19 protein-coding genes are annotated in these 22,093 nt (G+C 56.0%); 6 read left to right on the plus strand and 13 right to left on the minus strand.

All coding sequences use genetic code 11. The features are described from left to right. Together ACR0DX_RS04780 and ACR0DX_RS04785 are read left to right on the plus strand one after the other, a co-directional pair. A partial coding sequence (locus ACR0DX_RS04780; RefSeq protein ID WP_480845348.1) for a carbohydrate porin occupies positions 1-574 on the plus strand: 574 nt, incomplete at its 5' end. Positions 575-688: 114 nt separating this feature from the next. Beyond that, positions 689-1,069 (plus strand): hypothetical protein, encoded by a 381-nt coding sequence (locus ACR0DX_RS04785; protein WP_170337130.1) that lies wholly within the window; start codon positions 689-691, stop codon positions 1,067-1,069. 660 nt (positions 1,070-1,729) lie between these two features. Here ACR0DX_RS04785 and ACR0DX_RS04790 read toward each other — a convergent pair. From ACR0DX_RS04790 to ACR0DX_RS04815, 6 genes are all read right to left on the minus strand, one after another. Beyond that, positions 1,730-2,983: a carbohydrate porin gene (locus ACR0DX_RS04790; RefSeq protein ID WP_170356699.1), complete on the minus strand. Its 1,254-nt coding sequence runs from the start codon at positions 2,981-2,983 to the stop codon at positions 1,730-1,732. Between the two features lie 76 nt (positions 2,984-3,059). Beyond that, positions 3,060-3,389: a DoxX family protein gene (locus ACR0DX_RS04795; RefSeq protein ID WP_170356698.1), complete on the minus strand. Its 330-nt coding sequence runs from the start codon at positions 3,387-3,389 to the stop codon at positions 3,060-3,062. Positions 3,390-3,510: 121 nt separating this feature from the next. Next, complete coding sequence (locus ACR0DX_RS04800; RefSeq protein ID WP_170356697.1) at positions 3,511-4,683, minus strand: dipeptidase; 1,173 nt, start codon at positions 4,681-4,683, stop codon at positions 3,511-3,513. Positions 4,684-4,710: 27 nt separating this feature from the next. Beyond that, positions 4,711-5,112, minus strand: a complete 402-nt coding sequence (locus ACR0DX_RS04805; RefSeq protein ID WP_170356696.1) for a hypothetical protein — start codon at positions 5,110-5,112, stop codon at positions 4,711-4,713. Between the two features lie 73 nt (positions 5,113-5,185). Then, complete coding sequence (locus tag ACR0DX_RS04810; protein ID WP_170356695.1) at positions 5,186-6,571, minus strand: metal-dependent hydrolase family protein; 1,386 nt, start codon at positions 6,569-6,571, stop codon at positions 5,186-5,188. A 52-nt stretch (positions 6,572-6,623) separates the two neighbouring features. Beyond that, entirely contained in the window at positions 6,624-8,141 is a 1,518-nt protein-coding gene (locus tag ACR0DX_RS04815) for an amidohydrolase family protein (RefSeq protein WP_480845353.1), read from the minus strand. A 191-nt stretch (positions 8,142-8,332) separates the two neighbouring features. Between ACR0DX_RS04815 and ACR0DX_RS04820 the strand changes: the two genes are divergently transcribed. After that, positions 8,333-9,376 (plus strand): helix-turn-helix domain-containing protein, encoded by a 1,044-nt coding sequence (locus tag ACR0DX_RS04820; RefSeq protein ID WP_170356693.1) that lies wholly within the window; start codon positions 8,333-8,335, stop codon positions 9,374-9,376. A 307-nt stretch (positions 9,377-9,683) separates the two neighbouring features. Here the strand turns inward: ACR0DX_RS04820 and ACR0DX_RS04825 are convergent, their stop codons facing one another. The 4 genes from ACR0DX_RS04825 to ACR0DX_RS04840 all read right to left on the minus strand — a co-directional run bounded on the left by ACR0DX_RS04825 (position 9,684) and on the right by ACR0DX_RS04840 (position 12,573). Next, positions 9,684-10,103: an ester cyclase gene (locus ACR0DX_RS04825; protein WP_170353650.1), complete on the minus strand. Its 420-nt coding sequence runs from the start codon at positions 10,101-10,103 to the stop codon at positions 9,684-9,686. 205 nt (positions 10,104-10,308) lie between these two features. Next, positions 10,309-10,509 (minus strand): hypothetical protein, encoded by a 201-nt coding sequence (locus ACR0DX_RS04830; protein WP_170353649.1) that lies wholly within the window; start codon positions 10,507-10,509, stop codon positions 10,309-10,311. 424 nt (positions 10,510-10,933) lie between these two features. Continuing rightward, complete coding sequence (locus ACR0DX_RS04835; RefSeq protein ID WP_170353648.1) at positions 10,934-11,422, minus strand: CHAP domain-containing protein; 489 nt, start codon at positions 11,420-11,422, stop codon at positions 10,934-10,936. Between the two features lie 521 nt (positions 11,423-11,943). Then, the gene (locus ACR0DX_RS04840) at positions 11,944-12,573 is read right to left on the minus strand and encodes a TetR/AcrR family transcriptional regulator (protein WP_170353647.1); all 630 of its coding nucleotides are present in this window, start codon (positions 12,571-12,573) and stop codon (positions 11,944-11,946) included. Positions 12,574-12,846: 273 nt separating this feature from the next. Here ACR0DX_RS04840 and ACR0DX_RS04845 point away from each other — a divergent pair, with 273 nt between their 5' ends. Both ACR0DX_RS04845 and ACR0DX_RS04850 read left to right on the plus strand, forming a co-directional pair. Beyond that, the gene (locus tag ACR0DX_RS04845) at positions 12,847-13,821 is read left to right on the plus strand and encodes an efflux RND transporter periplasmic adaptor subunit (RefSeq protein WP_170353646.1); all 975 of its coding nucleotides are present in this window, start codon (positions 12,847-12,849) and stop codon (positions 13,819-13,821) included. Between the two features lie 12 nt (positions 13,822-13,833). Further along, a complete protein-coding gene (locus ACR0DX_RS04850; RefSeq protein ID WP_480845357.1) occupies positions 13,834-16,977 on the plus strand; it encodes an efflux RND transporter permease subunit in 3,144 nt (1,047 codons plus the stop codon). Between the two features lie 393 nt (positions 16,978-17,370). On the opposite strand, the gene ACR0DX_RS04855 is transcribed toward ACR0DX_RS04850, so the two are convergent. Genes ACR0DX_RS04855 through ACR0DX_RS04865 form a run of 3 tightly spaced genes read right to left on the minus strand, consistent with a single transcriptional unit; the run spans position 17,371 to position 20,155 of the window. Then, positions 17,371-18,720, minus strand: coding sequence for a sensor histidine kinase (locus tag ACR0DX_RS04855; protein ID WP_480845359.1), 1,350 nt, complete (start codon positions 18,718-18,720; stop codon positions 17,371-17,373). Then, entirely contained in the window at positions 18,720-19,379 is a 660-nt protein-coding gene (locus tag ACR0DX_RS04860) for a response regulator transcription factor (protein WP_170353643.1), read from the minus strand. The genes ACR0DX_RS04855 and ACR0DX_RS04860 overlap by 1 nt, the downstream gene beginning before the upstream one ends. A 38-nt stretch (positions 19,380-19,417) precedes the next feature. Continuing rightward, positions 19,418-20,155: a PepSY domain-containing protein gene (locus tag ACR0DX_RS04865; RefSeq protein WP_480845362.1), complete on the minus strand. Its 738-nt coding sequence runs from the start codon at positions 20,153-20,155 to the stop codon at positions 19,418-19,420. 160 nt (positions 20,156-20,315) lie between these two features. Between ACR0DX_RS04865 and ACR0DX_RS04870 the strand changes: the two genes are divergently transcribed. Then, entirely contained in the window at positions 20,316-21,347 is a 1,032-nt protein-coding gene (locus tag ACR0DX_RS04870) for a hypothetical protein (protein ID WP_170353642.1), read from the plus strand. Positions 21,348-22,093: the final 746 nt, after the last annotated feature.

The raw sequence follows: 22,093 nt of genomic DNA on the forward strand, positions 1-22,093 counted from the left end.
AGGCCTTGGTATTGCCGGTGGGGTAAAGCTGAGCGAGAACCTCTACGCCGTTGCCAGCGTATCAGACGCAAACGCCGACCCGTCCGATCCAAACTTTGATGTGTTTAGCGACGGCAATCTCTTCAAGTCGCTCGAACTTGGGTACACGTCCGGCTTTGATCGCATCTACTTCGACAATATCCATCTGACCCTCTGGCATGCGGATGCGGCTGACGATGGCAGTCGAGCAGAAGATTACGGCGCAGCGTTTTCCGCCGCATGGTTTGTTGACAATAAATGGATGCCGTTCTTCCGTGCAGGGGCCTCGAAGGGAACCGCAGCGCTTTATGAACGGTCGATTTCTGCCGGTCTCGGTTACTATGGTCGCAACACCGATTTGGCCGGTCTGGGCCTAAACTGGGCCGAAGCAAGAGGCATAGATGGCGATCAGTTCACGCTTGAAGCTTTCTACCGCTTTTCAATCTCACCCGGACTGCAGATCACGCCATCGGTACAATTCATTTCCGACCCGCTTCTAAATCCCGATCAGGACCGGATTACCCTGTTCGGTCTAAGAACCCGGATCGTTTTCTAATGCGGGGTGAAGGCAGTCACTAAGGGGTGTGCCAAAGGGCAACTAAGAGAGATCAAGCGCGTGCCGGAATTTTCAACGCCGGTCGAATGAAGTTGGGAAGCAAAGGAACAATCTATGAAGATTGCATACGGAATTCTTGCAGCCTTAGCAGTTGTGTTTTTCATCCTTGGAGGCAGCGATGCCCATGCCAAAGACAACAAGGGTAAAAAGCCGAACAAGGGGGGCAAGAACGGTGATGTCAGCATTCAGATAGAAGACAAACCCGGCAAAGGCCCAAAAGCTGTACCACCTGGACAGATCAAGCGCTACACGCGCGGTGCCAAGCTCCCATCTGACCTGGAGTTCGAGGATATTGGGGACCTTTCCAAATGGAAGCTTGGGGAGCCGGGCAAAGGAAACCGCTACATTCTGGTCGATGACGAAGTCCTCGAAGTTACGAATGACCTGTCTACCGTGGTCGATGCCGTCGGCATCGTCGGTGATCTTCTAAATTAGGCGAAAGTACGATGTTTCAGGGCAAGAACTACCTCGTTTGCCCTGACGCTGGCCGGGGCGATCATTTGTGAACCCCGGCCCAAGTTCAAAACCCGGATCCGAGGCGCTACGATGATAAAGGCCCTTCTTGTTCTTTTTGCGCTTGCTACCTTTTCGTCAGCACGCGCCCTACTCGCTCAGGAAAACGGTGCAACTGAAGTCCCGCAAACAATACGCTTTGAGGGCTATGTATAGCCCAGTCGCGAAGCAGAACTGTCGCCTTTGGTGGACAATGTGGTCAACCGGACTTTGCAGAGTCTGCTTTCTGCGCATAGCCGCCGTCGGTTGATCGCGCAGCATCGGTCACTATGGGCTCAACGCGGTCATTCGCCGCGCCAGACACGAATGACTGATCTGCGGACGAAGCCGCCAATCGGTCTCTTAGTGCAAGAGGTCGCAATCGGCCCTTAGCGGACTCTTGGGTCACACACCGGGAACGGCAGTTTTCGGAAACACAGCAAGTCGGCAAGTTGAGCTACATACGCTGAACACGCAGGTTTCTGTTCATCAAGCCGCAGACTGTTGTAACCAGGCAGGTCAATTCACTGCCTGACCAGGCACCGCTTCGACAACCGGCACGGACGCCGGGCATCGGGAATGCGCGCCGAAAGTCATTGCGGGTCAAAGATTGATCCGCAGCCTCAGGCCGAACACGGTCGGGTCCTGATCGTTGAAGCCCGGGTTGATCAGGTGCTGGACATCCGCCGTCAGGGCGACATTGTCCGACAGGTCCAACCGGTAGAAGGCTTCCATCGTCGTCTGGGTGTCGAGTGTTTCATCCACCGGGGCAGCGACCGTTGCGCCGAACCCGAACAGGTCGTCATAGAGGCCCGGCCGCCATAAAAGACCGGCATTGGCCGCACGCCGGGCGATCGGCGCCTCCCCCTCCGACCAGCCGAAACGTCCGTAGATCATGAACTCCTCGTTTATCGTGTGGTTGGCTGACAGGATCGCCCCGTAACTTTCCGGCAGGCCCGCCTCTGCGCGTTCGTCGACGTGAAACACGCCGAGGTGAACGTTGGTTAGAAAACGCTTCGAGCGTTCGGGGGTCCATCCGATCTCGGCGTATTTGTAGAATTCGGGGCCACCGGGGAACCACTCGACATCGGTCAGCGAGCCGTTCGCGTCCGACAAGACACCGAGGGCATAGATCTGGTCGGTCAGGAAACCGCCCCCCGCGATTCCGAAGCCGGGATCGGGGAGCGGCAGGACCGGGCTGAACAGGATCGAGAAATTGGAAAACGTGGTGCGTGGGTTCACGTAGCCGAGGATGTCCGAGTAGTCTCCCGGATCGATCCGGCCGGCCACGAAGCCGGCCCGCCCGCCGGCGAGAGTCTGGGACCAGTAGGCGACGGAGAGGGTCGTGTCGGTGTCACTGAAAGTCGTTGCGGTGACGCCCGCATAGCCGATCTCTCCGGCAAGCCCTCCGGGCGCAATGTCTGTGCCAAGCAGGTGGCGATTCTCCAATGAGAAGACAAGTTGCCCGGGGTTTTCACCACCGCGGTTGAGCAGCGTCCACTGGCCAAGAATGCGGGCCTGGCCCAAAGCGGCTTCTTCGATATCGGTCAGGCTCTCGGTCGCAGACTGATAATAGGCCTGGTAATCAAAGGAAAGGTTCAGGCCGGTGCGTTCGGCAAAGCTTTGTCGCGATGCCTCCAAGGGGTCCAATGCGGCATCCAGCCCCGGCCAGCGAGAGTCCTGCAACCGTCGGATCCGGTCCTGCTCCAGTTGGGCCTGCGTGGAGGCCGGGCCACCCAGCGAGACTGCGGCGGCGGCCTCCAGGGCGGAGGGTGGCGGGCTTTCCTGCGCGATGGCTCCGGTTGAGACCCAGAAGCCAGCAACGATGACCGTACCGAGAAGCCTTGCCTGTCCCATGTCAGTTCTCTCTTGTTGCTTTTGGTTTTCTTCGGCCTGTTTATGCAAGTATCGCCAGAACCACATCCCGACCGGACTAGAGAACCAAGGCCGACAAGGTGGCGGTAATCATGGCGGGCACGCCGTCTTTCCATGTGTCCCAGATCAGGTGGCAGCCGATTGCGCCAAGCGACGTGCCCAGAAGGGCGGCGGCCCCGAGCGGCCCGAGCAGGCTGCCCTGAAACCAGATCGCCACCGCCCCAAACAGCTCGACGACCCCGACAAGCGCCATGATCTGACGATTCAGCCCGTATTTGACGAACATCGCCAGTTGCGTTTCGAAGATGAGTTTCTGCCAGCCAAGGATCTTGATCGAACTGGCGAACAAGAAGAACGCGGACAGCAGGCCAATTGCGATCATCAACATGAGTGTCGCCGGCCCCTGCGGGCATGGTTGAATATCATCTGGTGTTCCATTCCCTGTTCGTCCCCTGCTCGGGCGATCAATTGACCGCCCAACGCAACACTTTCGCAGCCTTGGAGAAGACCTACCCGCCCCAGTTGGCCTCGTAGACGCGCATGAGGTTTTCGCCCATCAACGCGCGGATCTCGGCCTCGCTCCAGCCATGCTCGTCTTCCAGAACCTGCGCGACAGCCCAGGCATCGGCGGGCGGCGCCATTTGCGTCGGCAGGCCATAGCCCTGCGCCGGCGGGTATTTCTCCGGGTTGCTGATGATCGGACCGAGGGCGACACCGTAGTTCTCCACGTAGTCAACACCGAAACATGTCGCCTGCTTGCCGACCATCTGGCCGATATAGTCGATATGCTTGGCTATCGCCTTGGGGGTGGCGTCCCCTTGCGGATTCAGGAAGCCGCCAAGGAAATTGACACACACCACGCCGCCGGTTGCCGCAACCGCGCGGATGGCCGCGTCCGTGACGTTTCGGAAATTGCCAAAGAGCGCATCAGAGTTGCTGTGAGAGATCATCATCGGCTTCGCGGTGATCTCGGCGGCGTCAAGGCAGGTCTGCCAGGAGGAATGCGAGCAATCGACGATCATGCCAACACGGTTCATCTCGGCGACGACCTTGTAGCCCAACTCGGTCACGCCGTTATCGGGAATAGCCGGATCGTTGGCGACCATGCCGGCGGAATAGGCGCCGGTCTGGTTGTAGCTGAAGTTCATCTGCCGGATGCCGAGATCCCAGTATCTTTGGACGTTTTCGAGGTTCTCATCCAGCATGTCCATGCTCTGGGAATTGAGCATGATCGCGACCTTTCCGGCAGCCTTGGCATCCCGCAGATCCTGAACGGTCGTGGCAATCACGAAGCGCTCAGCGTTCTCCTCGACCCATTTCTGCATCACGTCGATACGTTCCAGCACCGCGAGCGCGCCTTCCGAGCCGTTCGAAATTGTCGTGCTGAAGGCCGCGAACCCGGACCCCTCGTAATGATCCGCAAGGCTCTCCCAATCCTTCAGCAGGAAAGCAATACTCTCGAACCCCGGCGATCCGACCGCCAACGCGTCGATCATGAAGGCGTCGGCATAGCGCTCCCGATATGCCAGATCGCCCCTACGCGCCTCATCGCCGCGCGGGTCGGCCATCTCGACCAGTTTTTCGATGCGGGCGGCGATCTCCTCGTCGCTTGGCGCGGATTGAGCAATTGCCGGGCCACCCAGAACCACCACTGCAAGAGCAAGCCCTGTTGTTCGTTTCATTGTGTCGTCCTCTCCGTCGTCTTTCGGTTACTTGAGATCGTCCTGCGCCTTGATCTCCTGCACCCGCTCGAGGGCTTCGGCCATGTCGGCGCTGCTCATCAACTCGATCATCTGGTATTCGGTCAGCAGCCCGTCGCCGAGGCGGCTGACATAAAAGGCCTGGATGAAGGTCGGGTCGTCCGGAAGGGCCACGGTGATGTAGTTCTTCCCGTTCCCCAGCCCCCAGTAGTAGCTCAGAAGCTCTCCACCGAGCGCCTCGATCCCACCTTTCACCGAGGCCGCGCGGTCTCCGGGATTGGCGATCTGCATCTCCCAGGCGGCGCTGTTGGAAGTGCCGATGAACAGAAAGGTGCGCATGTTTGCAGCGTCTTCGGCGGTGGCCATCGAGCCGCAGAGGGCCATGAGAGTACCAAAGGCGAGATGTTTCACAGTCTGTCCTTTCCCGGATACTTGTGTCGGATGAAAACGCGGGGCGGACGAGGGAGACCGCCCCGTGCTCACCTCAGTCCAGCGTGTTCTTGTAGATCACGCCGTCCTTCATGATGACCTTCAGGTTGGGATCAGGATCGGCCAGAAGCAGGATGTCTTCGAGCGGGTTGCCATCGACCAGCAGGAGATCCGCGTAAGCGCCTTCCTCGACCACGCCGAGCGGGCCATCCTGGTACGGGTTGTTCAGGCCCGTAAGCCGGTTCATGCGGGCGCCGTTCGATGTGGCCATCCGCAGAATGTCAAAGGGTTTGAACTTGGCCTCGTGCAGGTATTTGAACTCGTCGTTCATTTTCTTGTCCTGCTCAAGTGTCTGGTCCCAGTTGTTGATGAGATCGGTGCCTAGCGTGTAGAGGTCGATCATGCCCGGTGTCGTCTGGATCACCTCGATCATGTTGGCGGCGGCGTCACGGACGCTCTTCCATTTGGCGAACGAGGCTGGCGTATAAAACGCCTCTGCCTGCTCGGTTGAAACCGAGTAGACCGGTGCTACCGCAGTTGCGAACATGACTTGTTTGTCGACCATCTCTTCGGCCACTTCGGCAGTCAGAAACGGGATGTGCTCGACGGTTTTTGCCCCGTTGTCGATACAGTTGCGGATCGCCTGTTCGGTGAACACGTGGCAGGTCACGTAGGTGCCCCATTGCTCGGCCGTTTTCACCGCCATCTGGATTTCGTCGTCTTGATATTGCAGTGAATGCAGAGGGTCGAATTCCGAGGTCACACCACCGCTGACCATGATCTTGATCTGGGTTGCGCCGCGGCGCAGGTTCTCGCGCACGGCCATGCGGATCTGCTCCGGGCCATCCGCGATGAAGCTCATATCCGTGTCGACCCAATGCAATGGACCTTGCCCCGACAGGGTAGGATGCCGGTCGTTCAGCTTACGGAAATCGGCATGGCCCGATGTCTGCGTGATGAAAGCCTCGGAAGAATAGATCCTCGGGCCGGGGAACATGCCGGTATCGATGATCCGCGCGATGGACTTTGCCGGTCCGCCCAGATCGCGAACCGTCGTGAATCCGTTCATCAGGATGCGTTCGGACCGGATCGTTGCGACGCCGCCAAGATGGAAGGGCGTGATGTTCTGGCGCAACCCGTCGCTGAGCGGGTTGAAAACCGTAAGGTGCACATGCTGGTCGTGCATCCCCGGCATGAGCGTGCGCCCGCCGCCGTCAATCATGGTTGCGTTGGGCGCTTCGATCCCGTCCGTCGAAATCTCCTTGATCAGGTTGCCTTCGACCAGAACGCTGGCGTTTTCGATCCGCGCCTCGTTCACGCCGTCAAAAACATGGACATTGGTGAACAGGGTCTGCGGCAGCGCTTCGTCCTGCGCAAAGGACATGCCTGCGGCGAGCGTCACCACTCCCGCCAGCAATGTGGACTTGAAAATATGCTTCATGAGTTTGCCCCTCCGGAAGGTTGACGGCGGGGCCAGCGCCCCGCCGAAACGTTCAGTCCAGCGTGTTCTTGTAGAACTTGCCGTCCTTCATGATCACGCGAATGCTCGGCACCTCCTGCCCGCGCGGTTCGGCATCAAACCATGTATCGACAGCGCCGATGGCCGTGATGTCTTCGAGCGGGTTTCCGTCAACGATGAGGATATCGGCATAGGCGCCTTCTTCGATTACGCCGAGCTTGCCTTCGGGATAGGGGTTTCCGCGTCCCGTCAGCGCGGCCAGCTCGCCGCCATTCGAGGTCATCATCTGCAAGGCCCAGAGGTTGCCGAACTCACGCGCCATGAAAGCCTTGGTGAAGTCCATCGACTGCCGGTACGGCACACCGGTCAGCAGCACGTAGTCGGAATCGAACACCATCTTCGGCTTGTACTTCCGCACCAGATCAAACAACTGCTCGCTGTTTTTCCGCAACCACAGGAACTTCGCCGTCGGCGGGAAGGTCGGGTCCTGATGCATCGGATGCTCCAGCGCCTCGGGCGCCAGCGCGGTCAAGTTGGGCGAGAAGAATGCCCCCTTTTCCACCAGCTTCTGCATGGTCGGCTCCGTGATGGTCAGGCCGTGATCCACCACCTTGACCCCGAGATCGAGCGCGCGCGACAGGTCGCTGTCCATGAAGACATGCATGGCGACATAGGAGTCCATGTCCCCGGCCACCTCGACGGCTGCGGCGATCTCCGCGTCAGTAAAGGCGGACTGGTAGATCGGGTCCTTGATAGAGGTCACACCGCCGCTGACCATGATCTTGAGGTAGTTGGCCCCAAGCGCAAAGTTACGCCGCGCGCCGTGGAGTACTTCGGCAGGGCCGTCGACAAGCCGCGTGATCTCCAGACGTTCAAGATTGCTTTCGTTCTTGCGCTGCCCGGCGATCCCCCAGTCGCCGTGACCACCGGTCTGGCTGAGGCAGGCACCGGATGAGTAGATCCGTGGTCCGGGAAGCGAACCCTCGTCGATTACCGCACGAAGTCCACCATGTGCACCGCACATGTCGCGCACCGTTGTGAAGCCCATCGCCAGCATTTCCTGCGCAAAGGCCGCAGAACGTGCGCCGATCTCTTCCCAAGTCGTGTCCTGAAGGCCCGGGATCGTGCCATCCTTGTACATATTCACATGCACATGGCTGTCGATCAGGCCCGGCATCAAGGTGCGTCCGCCGCCGTCGATCACATTGACCTTGACCTCTTTGGTCTCGATTCCGCGTTCGGTCTGGACAGTGAAAGAATAGCCGTCGATACCGCCAACAGGGTCGGGCAGGCGCTTGCTTCCGCCTGTCTGTACCTGGACCTCCCATGTCCCGGATTCGGGAATGCCCTCTGCAATCTTGTGAATCTTGTTCTTGACGACGAGCACGTCGACATCTTTCAAGCCGTCATTCACCCCGTCGAAGACCATCACGTTTTTGAACAGCGTGACCTCTGATGGAATGTTGGGGATATCCTGCGCAATAGCGGTGGTCGTCAACGCAACTGCCATGGACATGGCCGGCAGCAACGCCTTCAGGTTGAGTGTTGTCATTCGGTGTCCTCCCAAGGGTCGGTCTTCCTGCGGACCGGTCCTCCCACTATGCACATGTGCCCCGAGATTCTTTTGACCCGCTGATCCCGTGGTGCGTTTTTCTGACCCGATCCGGTCAATTTCAGCCAATTTCTGCTTGGCCTTCAGGCGCGCGCGCCCGTAGCGTGGTGGAGAGCGAAAGGGTGATGTGGATGCCGCAAGGAGAACAAAAGGACGGATTGTCCCTCGTGCGTGCTACGGTTCTCGGTCCGGTCGTGGCGATGATGCGGCGGCTCGATGTGGACCCCGCCTTCGCGCTTGGGCTGCATGGTCTGTGCGAGGAACAGGTCCTGAACCCGGCCGCCTTCATCCCGCATGACACGGTCTATGCAGCGCTGACCACTATCGCCGATGTGACACGGCCAGATATCTGCGCATTGGCTGGGCAACAGACAGACCTGTTGAACTTCCTGCCGCGTGGCGCGCTCCTCGGCCAGTCGGTGACCCTTGGCGATTTCTTCACCCGGTTCACCCAGATCGTCTCGAAGGAAAGCAACGCGGTGTCCTTCCGGCTCGTGATCGAGGAGGAACACGCCTACTTCACCACCAGCCGCAACTTCGAACCCGAGGCGTCGCCGAGCCATTCGGACGCCTTTCTCGTTGGGATCTGGATCTCCCTGCTGCACCGCGTTCTCGACTTCAGATGGGATCCAACCCAGGTTGTTCTGCGCCTGTGTGACCCGACCCTATTGCCGGAGCAGTTTCATGGCGTGCGGGGCATCAAGTGCAACAACAGGGGATTCTCGATCCGCTTTCCGGTGGCCTGGTTGTCGCTTCCAATCAACCCCGAGGTCCTCGCGAACCACGACAATGATATCGAAGAACCGGTTCAGGTCGATGTGCCCCTGGACTACCTCGAAGGCTTCGAAATTCTCGTGCGGTCAAGGCTGTCCGATCCGGCGCTGACGGTGAGCGAGGCCGCCCGGATGTGCAGCATCACCACCAAGGTGCTCAACAAGCGCTTGTCCTCCTACGGGACAACGGCTTCCAAGGTGATCAACAGACTCCGGATGGAACGGGCCTCGGAGTTGCTCACCGGGTCTGATCACTCGATCAAAGAGATTGCCCAATTGGTCGGCTTATCCGAAACATCGGCCCTGACCCGTGCTTTCACGCGGAACTTCGGCATGTCCCCGAAAGATTGGCGCAAGAAGGAGGCACAAGAGGCCCAAATTGCCGGTGCGCCTGCAGATTAGCCTGACCCCGCTGCGACTTTTCAGCTACCGAAATCTCTTGGGACCTCGGTCGCCCAAGGTAATGCCGAAGAGATGCATGAACCGGCGAGCCCTTCGCCGGGAGCAATCGATGGGAAAGGAGACCTCCGTGCTATCCGCAGCGAACTTCCGTTTGCCGCCCTTAGCGACAAATGCTGCACTTAATTTCTAAGTCGCCTTCGGGCTCAGAGCAGTCGTTCGCGGCGCAGTGCATCAGTGACCGCTGTGTAGACCAAGCCGACGTTCAACGTTAGTTAGCGAGATGGCCAGTATGCCTTGAGATGTTTCGTCATGACACGAGACCCAGCTGCTGAGCGATAGAAGCAGCATCGTAGTAATCCCGACCTTCTACTACTTTGCCATCCTTGACCCGCATAACACTGCAATAGCGCGTCTCTTGCCACCTACCAGTTGGTTCGAACGATCCAAGCGAAGACTCAAGAAGGCCGGTATGGGTTCCGCGATTAATAAACTCAACCACTGCTCTGTCACCATCTACTACTACGTTTGTGACCTTCACCTCTCCATCGGGGAACGCGCGTCGCCAGCGTTCATAGTCCATTCTGTAGCCCTCAGGTCCGATCTGGCTCTCGCTTCGTGGGATATCCTCGAACTGGCAGTCGCTCGCAATAACAGCAACGCCGCGTTCGGGATCACGCATGTCCCAAGATTCGTGGAATTGCCTTACGATCTTTTCAGTCGGATGCATTGCCAAGCTCCTTTGCGCGTATGAACAAGAAGAGTATCAATCGGAGGGGGCCTGTCCACTACTAGGTCTAACGCGAATCCAAAGCAGCCGCTTGCGGTTCCCTCTGGCGCGGCCAAGTAGGTTGAATGCCTATTTTGCGGACTTTTCTGCAGCTTGCCGATCTTGAACCAAGGTTTGTTTTTCTAATCGCGAAGGCGGATGCCCGTTAGTCAGGGTACAACAGTTTGATCAAAAGCCGCTCGGGCGCGCCATGAACTCTTAGCCTGAGCGCTCCAGCCGGCCCGCAAAAGCCGCGTAATCCAGTGTTGGAAAAAACAAGTTGGTCGGTAACAAAAGGCTGGTCGTATTCATGAATAAGCTTCATTTCCGGGTTGAACAGCGAGAACCGAATGGCGTTCTCCGGCACTCAAGAGATGTCGAGCTGATCAACCAGTGACGTAGAGCTGTCTTTCGGTAGTTGTGTCGGGTCAGAGTAAGGTGTGTTTATGCAGACAAACCCGACGTCATCCCGGAAAGCGGCCGCCAACGGGATGGGTATTTCTTTCTCACGGAAGTTTTGAAGCTCTGCCCAGTTCCAGGGAAGGCTTTGTCTTTGAATCGTGAGCCAAACTCCAATGATGACGAGCGCGATGACAAGCGCAAGCATGATGGTTTTGAAGGCGGCTGACCTTAGCATGATCGTAGTCTAGCGGTAGGTGGATACAGCCAACACCAAAAAACAATGCTGGAAGGGTAAGCCGTCTTTTCTGTCCTTGACCCGCTTGCGCCCGCCGGCCGCTTGTGACGCATCCGTCGGATTTGCGCGCGATGCGACGTATAATTGATGAAGGCTAACCGCCGAATTTGGGATAAATGAAACCGTTCACCGGGTAAAAACTGCCATATCTCCCCGGATGGCTTTCAACCCGGACCAACGTCCAATCATTGTTTTTGGATACATCCTTGACGCCCATTTTCAATGATACCTTGTTGCGGTGCCAGTTGGCATGGTTTACGACGACTTCCCTGTCGGTGATAACATCGGATACGACAGCCACGTGACCAAGGGGCATCCCTCGGGTTGCTCTAAAGGACATGACCGCTCCGACAACCGGTTCACTGCCTCGCTCAAAATTATTGCGCGCTTTGCCCCACCAGTCCTTGGCGTTTCCGCGAATTTCGATGCCACTGAGGTTGCGTGCGTAGGGTACGCACCACACCCTTTGTCCTCGAGCTTGTTTTTGTGAGACCTCGAGCAACGCCATGGACTGACGTTCTGGGTCGAGATCCGCGTCCTTTGAACTCTGAGCACAGGCAGATACAAGAACAAAAAACCCCATCGCAAACGCAGTACGCGCAGCGCCGGGTAGGCGCTGCCATTTGGCATTCGTTTTGCTGTCGCTGTTTTGCAAGAAACTACATTGCCGGTATGAGTGGTTTTAGAGTTTTAAGGCGATCTTTCGGCCTGTGAAAAGAGCCCAGTTTATTCCCCGGCAGGAATTTGCCAGGTGGTGTTCACGATCTGCGGGCCGAGCGCGAGGCTTTGCGAAGTCAGCTTTCCGTGCGTAGTCGCCGTCGGTTGACCGCGCTGCATCGGTAACTAGCGGCCCGAAGAAGACGTTCTGTGCGTAGTTCCTCAGTGACCGCTGCGCCAACGTTCCTGTCAGTAGCGTTTTTTGTTTGAACAGCGGATCTCAGTACTTAGCATTGGCGCAAAAGTACCTTGGCTGTAGCACGGACATTCGGTACGCAATGTTAATGCCTATTTTTGTGAACCTAGGCAGTCGCGTCGAAGTCTGCGTGATAATGCTCTAGATTGTATCCTATCAGCGGCCAGTCACGTTTTTTCGATAAAGAACGATTAATTCAGAATTCTTTCCGAAACGTCCTCAAGAATAGCGTGCAGATCAAACTCTTCGCCTTTTTCCGCAAGTCTCCTATCGTGCAGAATGAAAGACAGCCCGTGCACGAAGCTCCACAACAAAAAACCACGACGACGGACTTCTTCTGTGATTCCCGGTTCCCCAAGGCATTTTGCAACCTCAATTAGCAGAATCGAAAAGTTTTGCTGACCGCCTTCTTCCAGTCGGGGATCCGCGATGCGGTCTGTAAAGCCGCCAAATTTTAATCTGAATATCCCGGGCTCACTTAAGGCGAAAGCAATATACTCCATACCGATTGCAGTAATGCGCTCGGGAGATCCTTCAGGAATGCCGTCAAGCGCTGCTAGCATTTTGCTTCGGTGACGGTCCATCCCTTCCAGAACTGTCGCGACCAGCATTTCTGTCTTATCTTTGAAGTGTTTGTACGGCGCCGCAGTCGATACGCCCGCCCGTCTGCAGGCCTCGGAAACGGAGAACCTGTCTGGTCCTTTTTCTTCAACCAACTGCCGCGTTGCCTCGATCAGCGCAGCGCGGAGATCGCCGTGATGGTAGGCTTTCTTGCTTACTGAATGGCTGGTTGTTGCGTGATATTTTTCTGTGCTGCTCATGATCCAACATGTGCCAGATCACGTATTCCTTGTCAAAGTGAGAACTTCTAACATATGTTAGAGATGCTAACTTGATGAGGTCCCCAAATGTCGAGTCCTGCGGATTTATCAACTGAAACGACCAAGCCGAACCTATTTTCGCGTATGCTGCGCGGTATTGTGCGTCTCTTGGTAACTATCTGCTTTATTGCCGTCGCTGCTGCTGCAGTTTACCTAGGCGCTTCAGAGCTTAATCGTAGGGCAGATGCTGTTCCTTCACCGGAAGCGGCCGCAGTGACCCCCGTTTCAGCAACGCTCATCACGTCGGAGAGCGCCTACACGGTCGACCGTGTATTCATCGGACAAGTCGAACCTCAGCGTTCAGCGGATATCTCTTTCGAATTGAATGGTACGCTGGACCACATCCTGGTGGATGAGGGTGACGAGGTCGCTAAGGGCCAGCTTCTCGCAACGCTGGACGTAGCTTTGTTGGAGGTCGAACGCGAAAGACTGTCAGCATCACGCGATGCCATTGCAGCCCAACTTGCATTCGCAAAGAAAACCGTCGAGCGAAACGCTAAACTCATCGAGCAAGGCTTTACCAGTCAGGCCCGCCTCGATGAGGCAGTTTCCCAGCAAGATGAATTGCTTTCCAGAATTGGGGAATTGGATGCGGGATTGCGTGACGTCACCGTTCGGATCGCGAAATCCAGCATCGAGGCACCTTTTGCGGGTCAAATAACCGCTCGGCACGTGGACGGCGGAGAGACTTTGCGTTCGGGCCAGTTGGTTTTCGGAATAGTCGAGGTCGTGTCGCCGCAGGTTCGGATCGGTATCCCGCTCGACGTTGACCCTGCGTTGCTATCCGACGTTGAAATTGAAATAGAAGATCAAAGCTATAGGGCCGACCTTGCAACTTTGCGACCCGATATTGATCCGGTAACCCGAACCCGAACTGCGCTTTTCGATCTTAGGAACAGACCGGACGTTGCCTTCGGACAAACTGCCCGGGTGCATGTACTTGATCCCGTCCAGAACGCAGGAACCTGGGTGCCCACGACTTCACTAAAAGAGGGGACGCGCGGGCAATGGACGTTGCTGGTTGCCGACGCGCAGAAGACTGTGCGACTGGCAACGGTCGAAGTGCTTCATGCCGAAGATGACCGTGTATTTGTGCGAGGCGTTTTTCCTGAAGGCACCGTCCTGATTGATCAAGGGCCGCAGCGCGTTACCGTCGGTCAGCGCGTCGACTTCACCATTGGCGAGTGACGGAGCGACATGATGGAAACCCTTACCTTTCGCCATCTCCGGCTCGTCGCCCTCATAATTATGGTGCTTGTATCTGCAGGCCTGTCTTCGTTCCTATCACTGGGGCGGCAGGAAGACCCAACGATTACCAACCTCTTCGCTACTGTTACGACGCAGTTCCCGGGTGCAGACCCTGAACGGGTCGAAGCGTTGGTTACTGCAGAAATCGAAGAAGAGCTTCGGAAAATTGCCGAGGTGGATGAAATCAGTTCTGTATCCCGCTCGGGCGTTTCGGTTGTTTCGGTGGAATTGCTCGAGACGCTGGACGAGGCCACGATTGAGCAGGTTTGGGCCGAGGCTCGGGATGCGGTTGAAGACGCTCGACAAAAGTTTCCGAGTGGAGTGGGGCAGCCGGAATTCGATGCCGAGGGTATTTCTGCCTATTCTGCTGTTATTGCGGTCGCGGCCGAAGAGCCTGACTTTCCGATAACTTTGCTTTCGCGTCATGCCGAAGCGTTGGGTGACAGATTGCGCGCGATACCTGCTACGCGGGCAGTGGACTATTTCGGTCAGCCGGAAGAAGAGGTGCTCGTAAGTGTCGATATGGACAAGGCCGCTGCGCTTGGGCTTGGCGCCGCAGAAATTTCGCAGAGAATCGCCGAAGCAGATGGAAAGGTTCAGTCTGGGCGGTTGCAGTCCGATGTCGACCTGACCATAGGCATCAGCGGTGAAATTGAAACTCTGGACCGTATTAGGAGCATCGTCCTGCGTGAAAACGCGGAAGGTGCCGTTGTGCAGCTCGGAGATATTGCCAGCGTGGACCGTGGCGCGCGCGAACCGCAGTCTTCAATCGCGTTTGCCAACGGCAATCCGTCCGTTTTAGTCGGGGTAATGGCGCAGGATGGCGTACAGATCGACCGCTGGACTGGTTTTCTTCGGGATGAGCTTGAGGCCGGGGCCGCATCGGTACCTTTGGGCGTGAAGGAAATACTGCTGTTTGATCAAAGCCAATACACGACGGATCGTTTGTCAGAGGTTGGGATCAACATGGCTATTGGCGTGGCTCTGGTCGTGGCTGTTTTGTTCTTTACCTTGGGTGTGCGGGCAGCAGCGATTGTCGCTTTGGTGTTGCCGGTTGTCTCATTGGCAACTTTGGCAACAATGAACATGATTGGATTGCCAATTCATCAGATGTCCGTAACGGGTCTGATTGTTGCACTCGGTTTGCTGGTCGACGCAGCGATCGTAATGACCGATGAAATTCGGCGCCGTCTGCAGGATGGGTTGGAACGGCTTGCGGCCGTGCGAGATGCTGTTCGCCGGTTGGCTACGCCGTTGCTGGCGTCGACTGTGACAACGGCGCTTGCCTTCACGCCGATGATCTTGCTTCCGGGGCCCGCTGGCGACTTTGTCGGTGCTATCGCTATAGCCGTCGTGCTTATGCTTGTCTGGTCCTTGGTTGTGGCGTTGACAGTCACTCCAGCCGTTGCCGGCTGGTTACTATCCGATCGCCCTGACGCAGGAATGCTGAGCCGTGGTATCAGTATCCCCCCGCTTACCCGCTTGTTTGAGGCGTCAATTCGATTGTCCGTTGCTAATCCGGTGCGATCCATCGCGTTGGCATTGGTCTTGCCCGTGCTTGGCTTTGCGGCCTTTCCAACCCTGACTGCGCAGTTCTTTCCGGGCGTCGACCGAAACCAGTTCTATATCGAGGTCGACATGCCAGGTGGAACTTCAATCGCCACCACCGAAGCAACCGCGCGACGGATTGACGAAATCCTACTGGCCGATGACGGCGTCAAGAGTGTTTACTGGACTGTGGGTGAGTCTGGCCCGGCATTCTACTACAACATCGTTGGTAACCGTTCTCGCGAGCCTGGGTTTGCACAAGCCATGATCACGACCGACACGGCCGACGACGCTGCCCGCCTTGTTGGAGCGTTGCAGAACCGTCTAGATGTCGACTTTCCTGACGCTCAGATCATCGTTCGCAATCTTGTACAGGGCCCCCCAGTCGCCGCACCGGTTGAAGTCAAAATTCAGGGACAGGACATCACGGTTTTGCGCGATCTGGGCGACGAAGTGCGTTCGGTCATGGCAAATCTCGATTTGGTGACCCAGGCGCGTGCGAGTGTGAACGGAGGCAATCCCCAAATTCGGTTCGAGATTGATGAAGTCAAAGCCCGTCTGCTGGGGCTGGATGTAGCGGATATAGCTGGCCAGATGGACTCGGCGCTTGTGGGCATTACCGGCGGATCACTGATCGAAGGGACAGAACAACTGCCAGTACGCGTTCGCTTAGGCGACGAGGTACGATCAGATCTTAGCGCAATTGTCAGTATGCCGATCCTTTTGCCGAACGCTGCTGAAATATCTGCGATCGGAGTTTTTCCCGGCGTGCCGTTGTCAGAACTAGCCCGGCCAGTGATCGAACCGGCCGAAAGCGTCATAACCCGAACGGATGGCACGCGCGAGAACACTATACAGGCGTTTATAGTGCCCGGTGTTTTGCCTGAAGAAGCATTGCAGGACGTATTAGCAGCGCTTGACGCGTCGGAGTTTGATCTGCCGCAAGGCTACAAGATGACTTTAGGCGGTGACAGTGATGCTCGATCCAATACCGTGGGTAATCTGCTCGCGTCCGTGGGTTTGATCGTAACACTTTCCATCGCGACCATCGTGCTAACCTTTAACTCGTTCCGCCTGACACTTGTGACCTTGGTCGTTTGCGTTCTATCCGCAGGCCTTTCAATGTTGTCGCTGGCAGTTATGCAATTCCCATTTGGAATAAACGCGATAATTGGGGTCATTGGTTCAATCGGGGTTTCGATCAACGCTGCAATCATTATCTTGACTGGGTTGCAACAAGACCGGCAGGCCAGCCAGGGCGATCAGGCGGCCATGGCTCGCGTCGTTATTGGTTCCAGCCGTCACATTGTCTCGACTACGGTCACAACATTTGGCGGCTTCCTGCCTCTGATATTGGGCGGAGGTGCATTTTGGCCACCATTCGCCGTGGCAATCGCCGGAGGCGTTCTGTTGTCAACCGTTGTATCGTTTTACTTCACTCCACCCGTTTTCGCTTTGGTGTATCGAGGAACATTCAACAAAATAAATTCGGCCAATCACGACCATTCTGAGCCCTGCAGTGATATTGTAGCACTTGTGGCGGAGTGAGGATTGAGTTGCCTTCTATAGGCGGGTTGTAATGCTTCGATGTGGTCGTTGTTCAACGCAAGCTTTCTAATCTGCTTCGTCTCGTAAGTGGACTATGCGCAATCTGCTTTTTCTAGAATCTACTGCACTTGGCTATCGCGGCGATAGCCGTTTTGAGCTCATCGCCGGCATACGTTGAGCTCTGCATGAGTGGCTTCTATGAGACAGCAAGCAGATCATCTGCTTTGCTTGAATCTCGGTTTAAGCTCCGCCTGACATTAGGATCGGTGTGGTATATTTGGTGGTAGTTCCAAAAAAATCCATTTAATATTGTTTATATTTAATAATGCTTTAACGGATTAATTGTACTGCCTTCGCCTCCGCCATCAACACAGAATTTGTGTGCTCTTCCGCCTATGTTGATGGTTTCTTGTGGATCGAGTTGATCACAACATGACATTCCAACCCGCCCAGCACCTTTGATCTGCCCAGATCCAGCTTGGCTCCGTATGCATTGAGCAAATCGACCGCAATCGCCAACCCCAGTCCCGTTCCAGCGACAGAGGTGTCTAGTCGCCCGCCTGATCGAAGAGCTTCGCGCCGGTCATCCTCGGGGATACCCGGTCCGTCGTCCTCGATATGAATTTCAATACTGTTCCTTTTGGCCATCGCCGAAACACGCACAGTTTGACGACACCATTTGACAGCGTTGTCCATCAAATTACCCAGGACTTCCTCGATATCCTGGGGATCCATCCGTACCCAAAGGTTTTTTTGTCGGATGACTTCGAGCTCTTTGCCGTCACGTTCAGCCATGCGAGAAAACAGGCGCGACAGCCGGTCCACCGAATTGGACAGATCTGCGCGCGAATGGCTAAGTTCGGCTGTGTTCATAGCCCTCATTCGTGCCAATGATCGACTGAGTTGAGCGTCTATCCTGTCCAGTGCTTCCTGCGCGGTGTCGATCGTGGCGCCATGTTCAGCTAGGCTGCTCAATTCATTACGAAGGATCGCTGTCGGCGTCTTGAGCGCATGCGCGAGGTCGGCAGTTTGTCGACGCGACCCTGATACAATATCCCGATTACGCCTTGAAAGTTTGTTGAGGTCGTCGACCAATGGCGACACCTCATCAGGATAGTCGTCAGGCTTGAGCCCCTCATCCGTGTCCCAGCGATGTGCAACATCCGTACGAAGTTTGCGAAGTGGACCCATGATCGCAGACATCAAAAGCAAAGATCCGGCGACCCCAATCAGGCCCACCAGAGTAAACACCGGCAGCAGGCTGCGCTGCGCGGCCCGGCGCTCGGCAATGAGCTCGTCGCGACTCTCGGCTACACTGACGCCCCATACGGTTCCGTCCTCGTACGAGATTTCCTGATAGATACTGCGCAGAGCCTCACCTTCAGGGCCGGTTGTGTTCCAGAAGGTTGCAGACGCCGTGGCAACGACAGGTTCCGCGATGGTTTCATCGAACAGAGAAGCCGAGGTGAAAACCTCATCCCTTCCGTTGGTCACCTGCCAATACCGCCCTGAATAAGGTGTGCCATAGGCCGGATCGAACATCAGATCCTGCAATGCATCCGGGTTGTCTGTCGTGACACTTAGCCCGACAACGAGCTGCGTGTGGCGGTCACGCAGATTGGAGTCAAATTGATCCGAGACCCTTGAGTTGATATAGGATAGAACCGCCAAAGTGCCCACCGCAACCGAGATGGCACCCGTGGCAACGCCGCCCAGCAGGGCTCGTTCCCTTAGTGACAGCATCAGGCGCTGTCGATCATATAGCCGCGCCCGCGTACGGTTTTGATCAGTTCGGGACCCAGCTTTTTTCGAAGACGTGTGATGAAGACAGCGATCGTGTTCGAATCCCGATCACCATCATATTCGTAAATATGCTCGGAAAGTTCGGTGCGCGAGATCAGACGGCCGCGGTTATGCGCCAGATAGGTCAGCACAGCGATTTCCTGTGCAGTCAGATCAACCGGAACATCTTTCGCGGTTACTCGTCCGTTTTTGGTATCCAGTGACACACCCCCCATCTCGATCAGGGGATTAAGCTGTCCGCTTTGTCGCCGTAGGATCGCACGCACTCTGGCTGCCAGCTCGGGCATATGGAAGGGTTTGGTCATGTAGTCGTCGGCGCCAGCATCCAGACCGTCGACCCGTTCGCTCCAGCCATCCCGTGCAGTAAGGATCAGCACTGGGGTCTTGACGCCGTTTGCGCGCCATTCCCGCAAAACCGAGATACCGTCCCGTTCCGGCAGACCGACGTCCAAAACGATCACGTCGTACGGTTCAGTTGATCCAAGATGAAGCGCCTCAAGCCCATTGTGGGCGACGTCCACAACCCGGCCTTCGGCGTTCAGAAGTTTTTTGATCTGAGCGCAAAGATGCGGCTCATCCTCTGCAAGCAATACTCTCATAGGTGAAAACTACAATGCTTCGGCGAAATGTTCATCGGTTATCTTCCGCGTCCGCCATTTCCGTTACCGTTGCCGCCGGAGTTACCACCACCGCTGTTGCCGCCGCCGGAGTTACCACCACCGGAGTTACCACCACCGCTGTTGCCGCCGCCGGAGTTACCACCGCCGGAGCTGCCACCACCGCTGTTGCCACCGCCGGAGTTACCACCGCCGCTGTTGCCACCACCGGAATTGCCATTACCATTACCACCGGAGTTGCCATTACCATTGCCACCGGAGTTGCCATTACCATTGCCACTGGAGTTGCCATTACCATTGCCACCGGAGTTGCCTTTGCCGTTTCCACCGGCATTGTTGTTTCCGCTGTTGGCCCGGTTTCCAGCTTGGCTTTTGGAATTGGCCGATTTGCCGTTATTCGCCTGAGCCGCTTCGCGTATTTGCCGACCAACACTAGATCGATTCGATACGACAACGCCGGTCTGGGCATCAACAATAACACTTATAATGCTGCCATTGGGTTTTTTGACCAGAATCCGGTAGTAGACCCTGTCCGTCTGAAACGCGCGTGCGTCCACAGGAGTGCCGCCAAACACTTTTTCAACGCCACGAATAACTCTTTTCAACCGAATTGCACTGCCAGTCTTTGTCGCCTGGCGTAACTCGGACTGCTTAAGTTCGCGCGCGTCAGCAAACCCCTCACCAGTCATGAGAAGGGTGGCAAAAAGCGTTACTGCTACAAGCTTTAACATCACGGTCACTGTCTTTGCGTAGATCACCCTAAAGATTAATTAATTCTATGTGAACTAGTGATGAACAAACAGTTTTTCGTGTGTTCAGTGTGCATCATGTCAAATGCAATCAAAGGGGTGATTCTGCCTCTGGCGACTAAGTGGGGGCTGTCGTTCGGAATATTTCGATCCGCGAGGGCCAAAGTAAATGAACATGAAGATCAAGACGACAAACCTCCTGAAAGCTTCTGCTGTTGCCGTGGCCTTAGTTGGCTCTGCTGCTGTTGTTATGACGGTCGCGGTGCCTGAACCCGCCTTTGCCAAAGGGGGGCAAGGCAATGGCGGGGGCAACGGTGGCGGTAAAGGCAATGGCGGCGGTAACGGTGGAGAAAAAGGTAACAGCGGCAAAGGGAATGGCGGCCAAGGCGCAGGCAAAAATGATGGCGCAAAGGGCAAAGGGGGACTCAACCGTAGCGGTAAGAAAACCGCGGGGTCGGGAAGTAAGTCGCTTGGGGGAAAAGGCTTCTCTTTGAAGGATTTTTTCCAAGGCAATAAGTCGTCCAAGAAATCGTCCAAGTCCAGCCGTTCCGTATCCTCTGGCTCTCAGCAGAAAGATGCCGTGACCGAAGTGACAACATCTGTTCGGCCACAGGGCCGGAGCAAAAAGGTCAAAGCGTCCGAGCTTCTTCAGGCCCATCCTTCTGAACTTGGTGCCTTGAATGCGGCCAATGCCAGCCCGACAGCGTTGTTGAATGCCTCTCCGAATTCCCGTGTCGGCCGGATCGCAATCTATCGTGATACCGTGCTGGCAGGTTTTGCCCTCGAAGAGGATCTGGAAGAAGCGATCGAAACGCTTGCGGGCCTGGAACAGCCCGATCGTACAACCGATGAGATCGAAGATGCGCTTGATGAAGCGCAGCAAAATGTCGACGAGAAACAAGAGGTTGTCGACGGTCTGGAACAAGACCTGGCGGATGCCGGTGGTGAGGATGAAGCAATCGAAGAGGCGTTGGGCATTGCAGAAGCAGAGCTTGCGGAAGCCGTAAAGGAGGAGCAGGAAATTGCGGATGAGCTGCAGGATGCTGTCGACTACAACGATGCGGTTGCAGAAGTTGAAGATCTAACTGAGCAAGTTGAACAGCAGCCAGACCTGGAGCGTGAGGCGCTTGAAGATGCGGCGAACAAACCTGTAACCGACGAAGTGGAGGCGACGGTGCGAGCCATGCTCGGGCTCGAATAAGACATGATCTCATTGCCCTGAATCTCACGGAGGCAACGAGAGCCGGGCCAGCCTTTATCATCCACCTACAAAACATTGGCTGGCCCGGTAATCGACTAATGGATGTGAACTGAAGACGAAAAGGATCGCGCACCCGTACTCACTCTAGGCGCGAATTAAAGCCCGCTCTTATTATGAGCGGGCTTTTCCCTTTTTTTGGGGCGAGCAGCGCCAGAATGTTGGTCCGAAATCACTTGGGCGCGGCGGGTTTATTTTCTTCCTGAAACCGCATTTCTCTGACGATGCCCGCAAGCGTAATGTTGATCGGAGGAAAACGTTCACGACCTCGCATTCCCACCGCAGGGCTGCTGCTGCACCTGACCGACTTAAATGTGTATCGCTCAACCGAAGACCACGGTGTTGCAATCAATATGGCAGACTTTGTCATGTTATTCCCTTTGCAGAATCTCGGGGCGACTAAGGTGTTCAGATTCAATTAATACGAATTGTGCCAAATCTTGATTGAATGAAGTGCGAATACATTATTCAACTTCCGTTAAAGTTGTTGCGAAAATGAGAACAACGCCACTTTAGTTCGCCGAATCGACGTAGCCGTTCCCAGCGTGGGCAAATAGGCTTTGGTTTTCGGGAGTTTTCCAATTGTTCCAGTCCGCCCCAAATACCGCAATTTTCAAGCTATTTTTTCAAAGTATTAATTGAAAATGAACCGATCAGGGGGATTCTCAACGCAGTATGAATTTATTTAA

The organism is Ruegeria sp. D3 (genome assembly GCF_056534465.1).

Coding starts and splice junctions, on each gene's coding strand:
- ACR0DX_RS04785 (WP_170337130.1), top strand. CDS start 689: ATGAAGATTGCATACGGAATTCTTGCAGCCTTAGCAGTTGTGTTTTTC.
- ACR0DX_RS04790 (WP_170356699.1), bottom strand. CDS start 2,983: ATGGGACAGGCAAGGCTTCTCGGTACGGTCATCGTTGCTGGCTTCTGG.
- ACR0DX_RS04795 (WP_170356698.1), bottom strand. CDS start 3,389: ATGTTGATGATCGCAATTGGCCTGCTGTCCGCGTTCTTCTTGTTCGCC.
- ACR0DX_RS04800 (WP_170356697.1), bottom strand. CDS start 4,683: ATGAAACGAACAACAGGGCTTGCTCTTGCAGTGGTGGTTCTGGGTGGC.
- ACR0DX_RS04810 (WP_170356695.1), bottom strand. CDS start 6,571: ATGAAGCATATTTTCAAGTCCACATTGCTGGCGGGAGTGGTGACGCTC.
- ACR0DX_RS04815 (WP_480845353.1), bottom strand. CDS start 8,141: ATGACAACACTCAACCTGAAGGCGTTGCTGCCGGCCATGTCCATGGCA.
- ACR0DX_RS04820 (WP_170356693.1), top strand. CDS start 8,333: ATGCCGCAAGGAGAACAAAAGGACGGATTGTCCCTCGTGCGTGCTACG.
- ACR0DX_RS04825 (WP_170353650.1), bottom strand. CDS start 10,103: ATGCATCCGACTGAAAAGATCGTAAGGCAATTCCACGAATCTTGGGAC.
- ACR0DX_RS04835 (WP_170353648.1), bottom strand. CDS start 11,422: ATGGGGTTTTTTGTTCTTGTATCTGCCTGTGCTCAGAGTTCAAAGGAC.
- ACR0DX_RS04840 (WP_170353647.1), bottom strand. CDS start 12,573: ATGAGCAGCACAGAAAAATATCACGCAACAACCAGCCATTCAGTAAGC.
- ACR0DX_RS04850 (WP_480845357.1), top strand. CDS start 13,834: ATGGAAACCCTTACCTTTCGCCATCTCCGGCTCGTCGCCCTCATAATT.
- ACR0DX_RS04855 (WP_480845359.1), bottom strand. CDS start 18,720: ATGCTGTCACTAAGGGAACGAGCCCTGCTGGGCGGCGTTGCCACGGGT.
- ACR0DX_RS04860 (WP_170353643.1), bottom strand. CDS start 19,379: ATGAGAGTATTGCTTGCAGAGGATGAGCCGCATCTTTGCGCTCAGATC.
- ACR0DX_RS04870 (WP_170353642.1), top strand. CDS start 20,316: ATGAACATGAAGATCAAGACGACAAACCTCCTGAAAGCTTCTGCTGTT.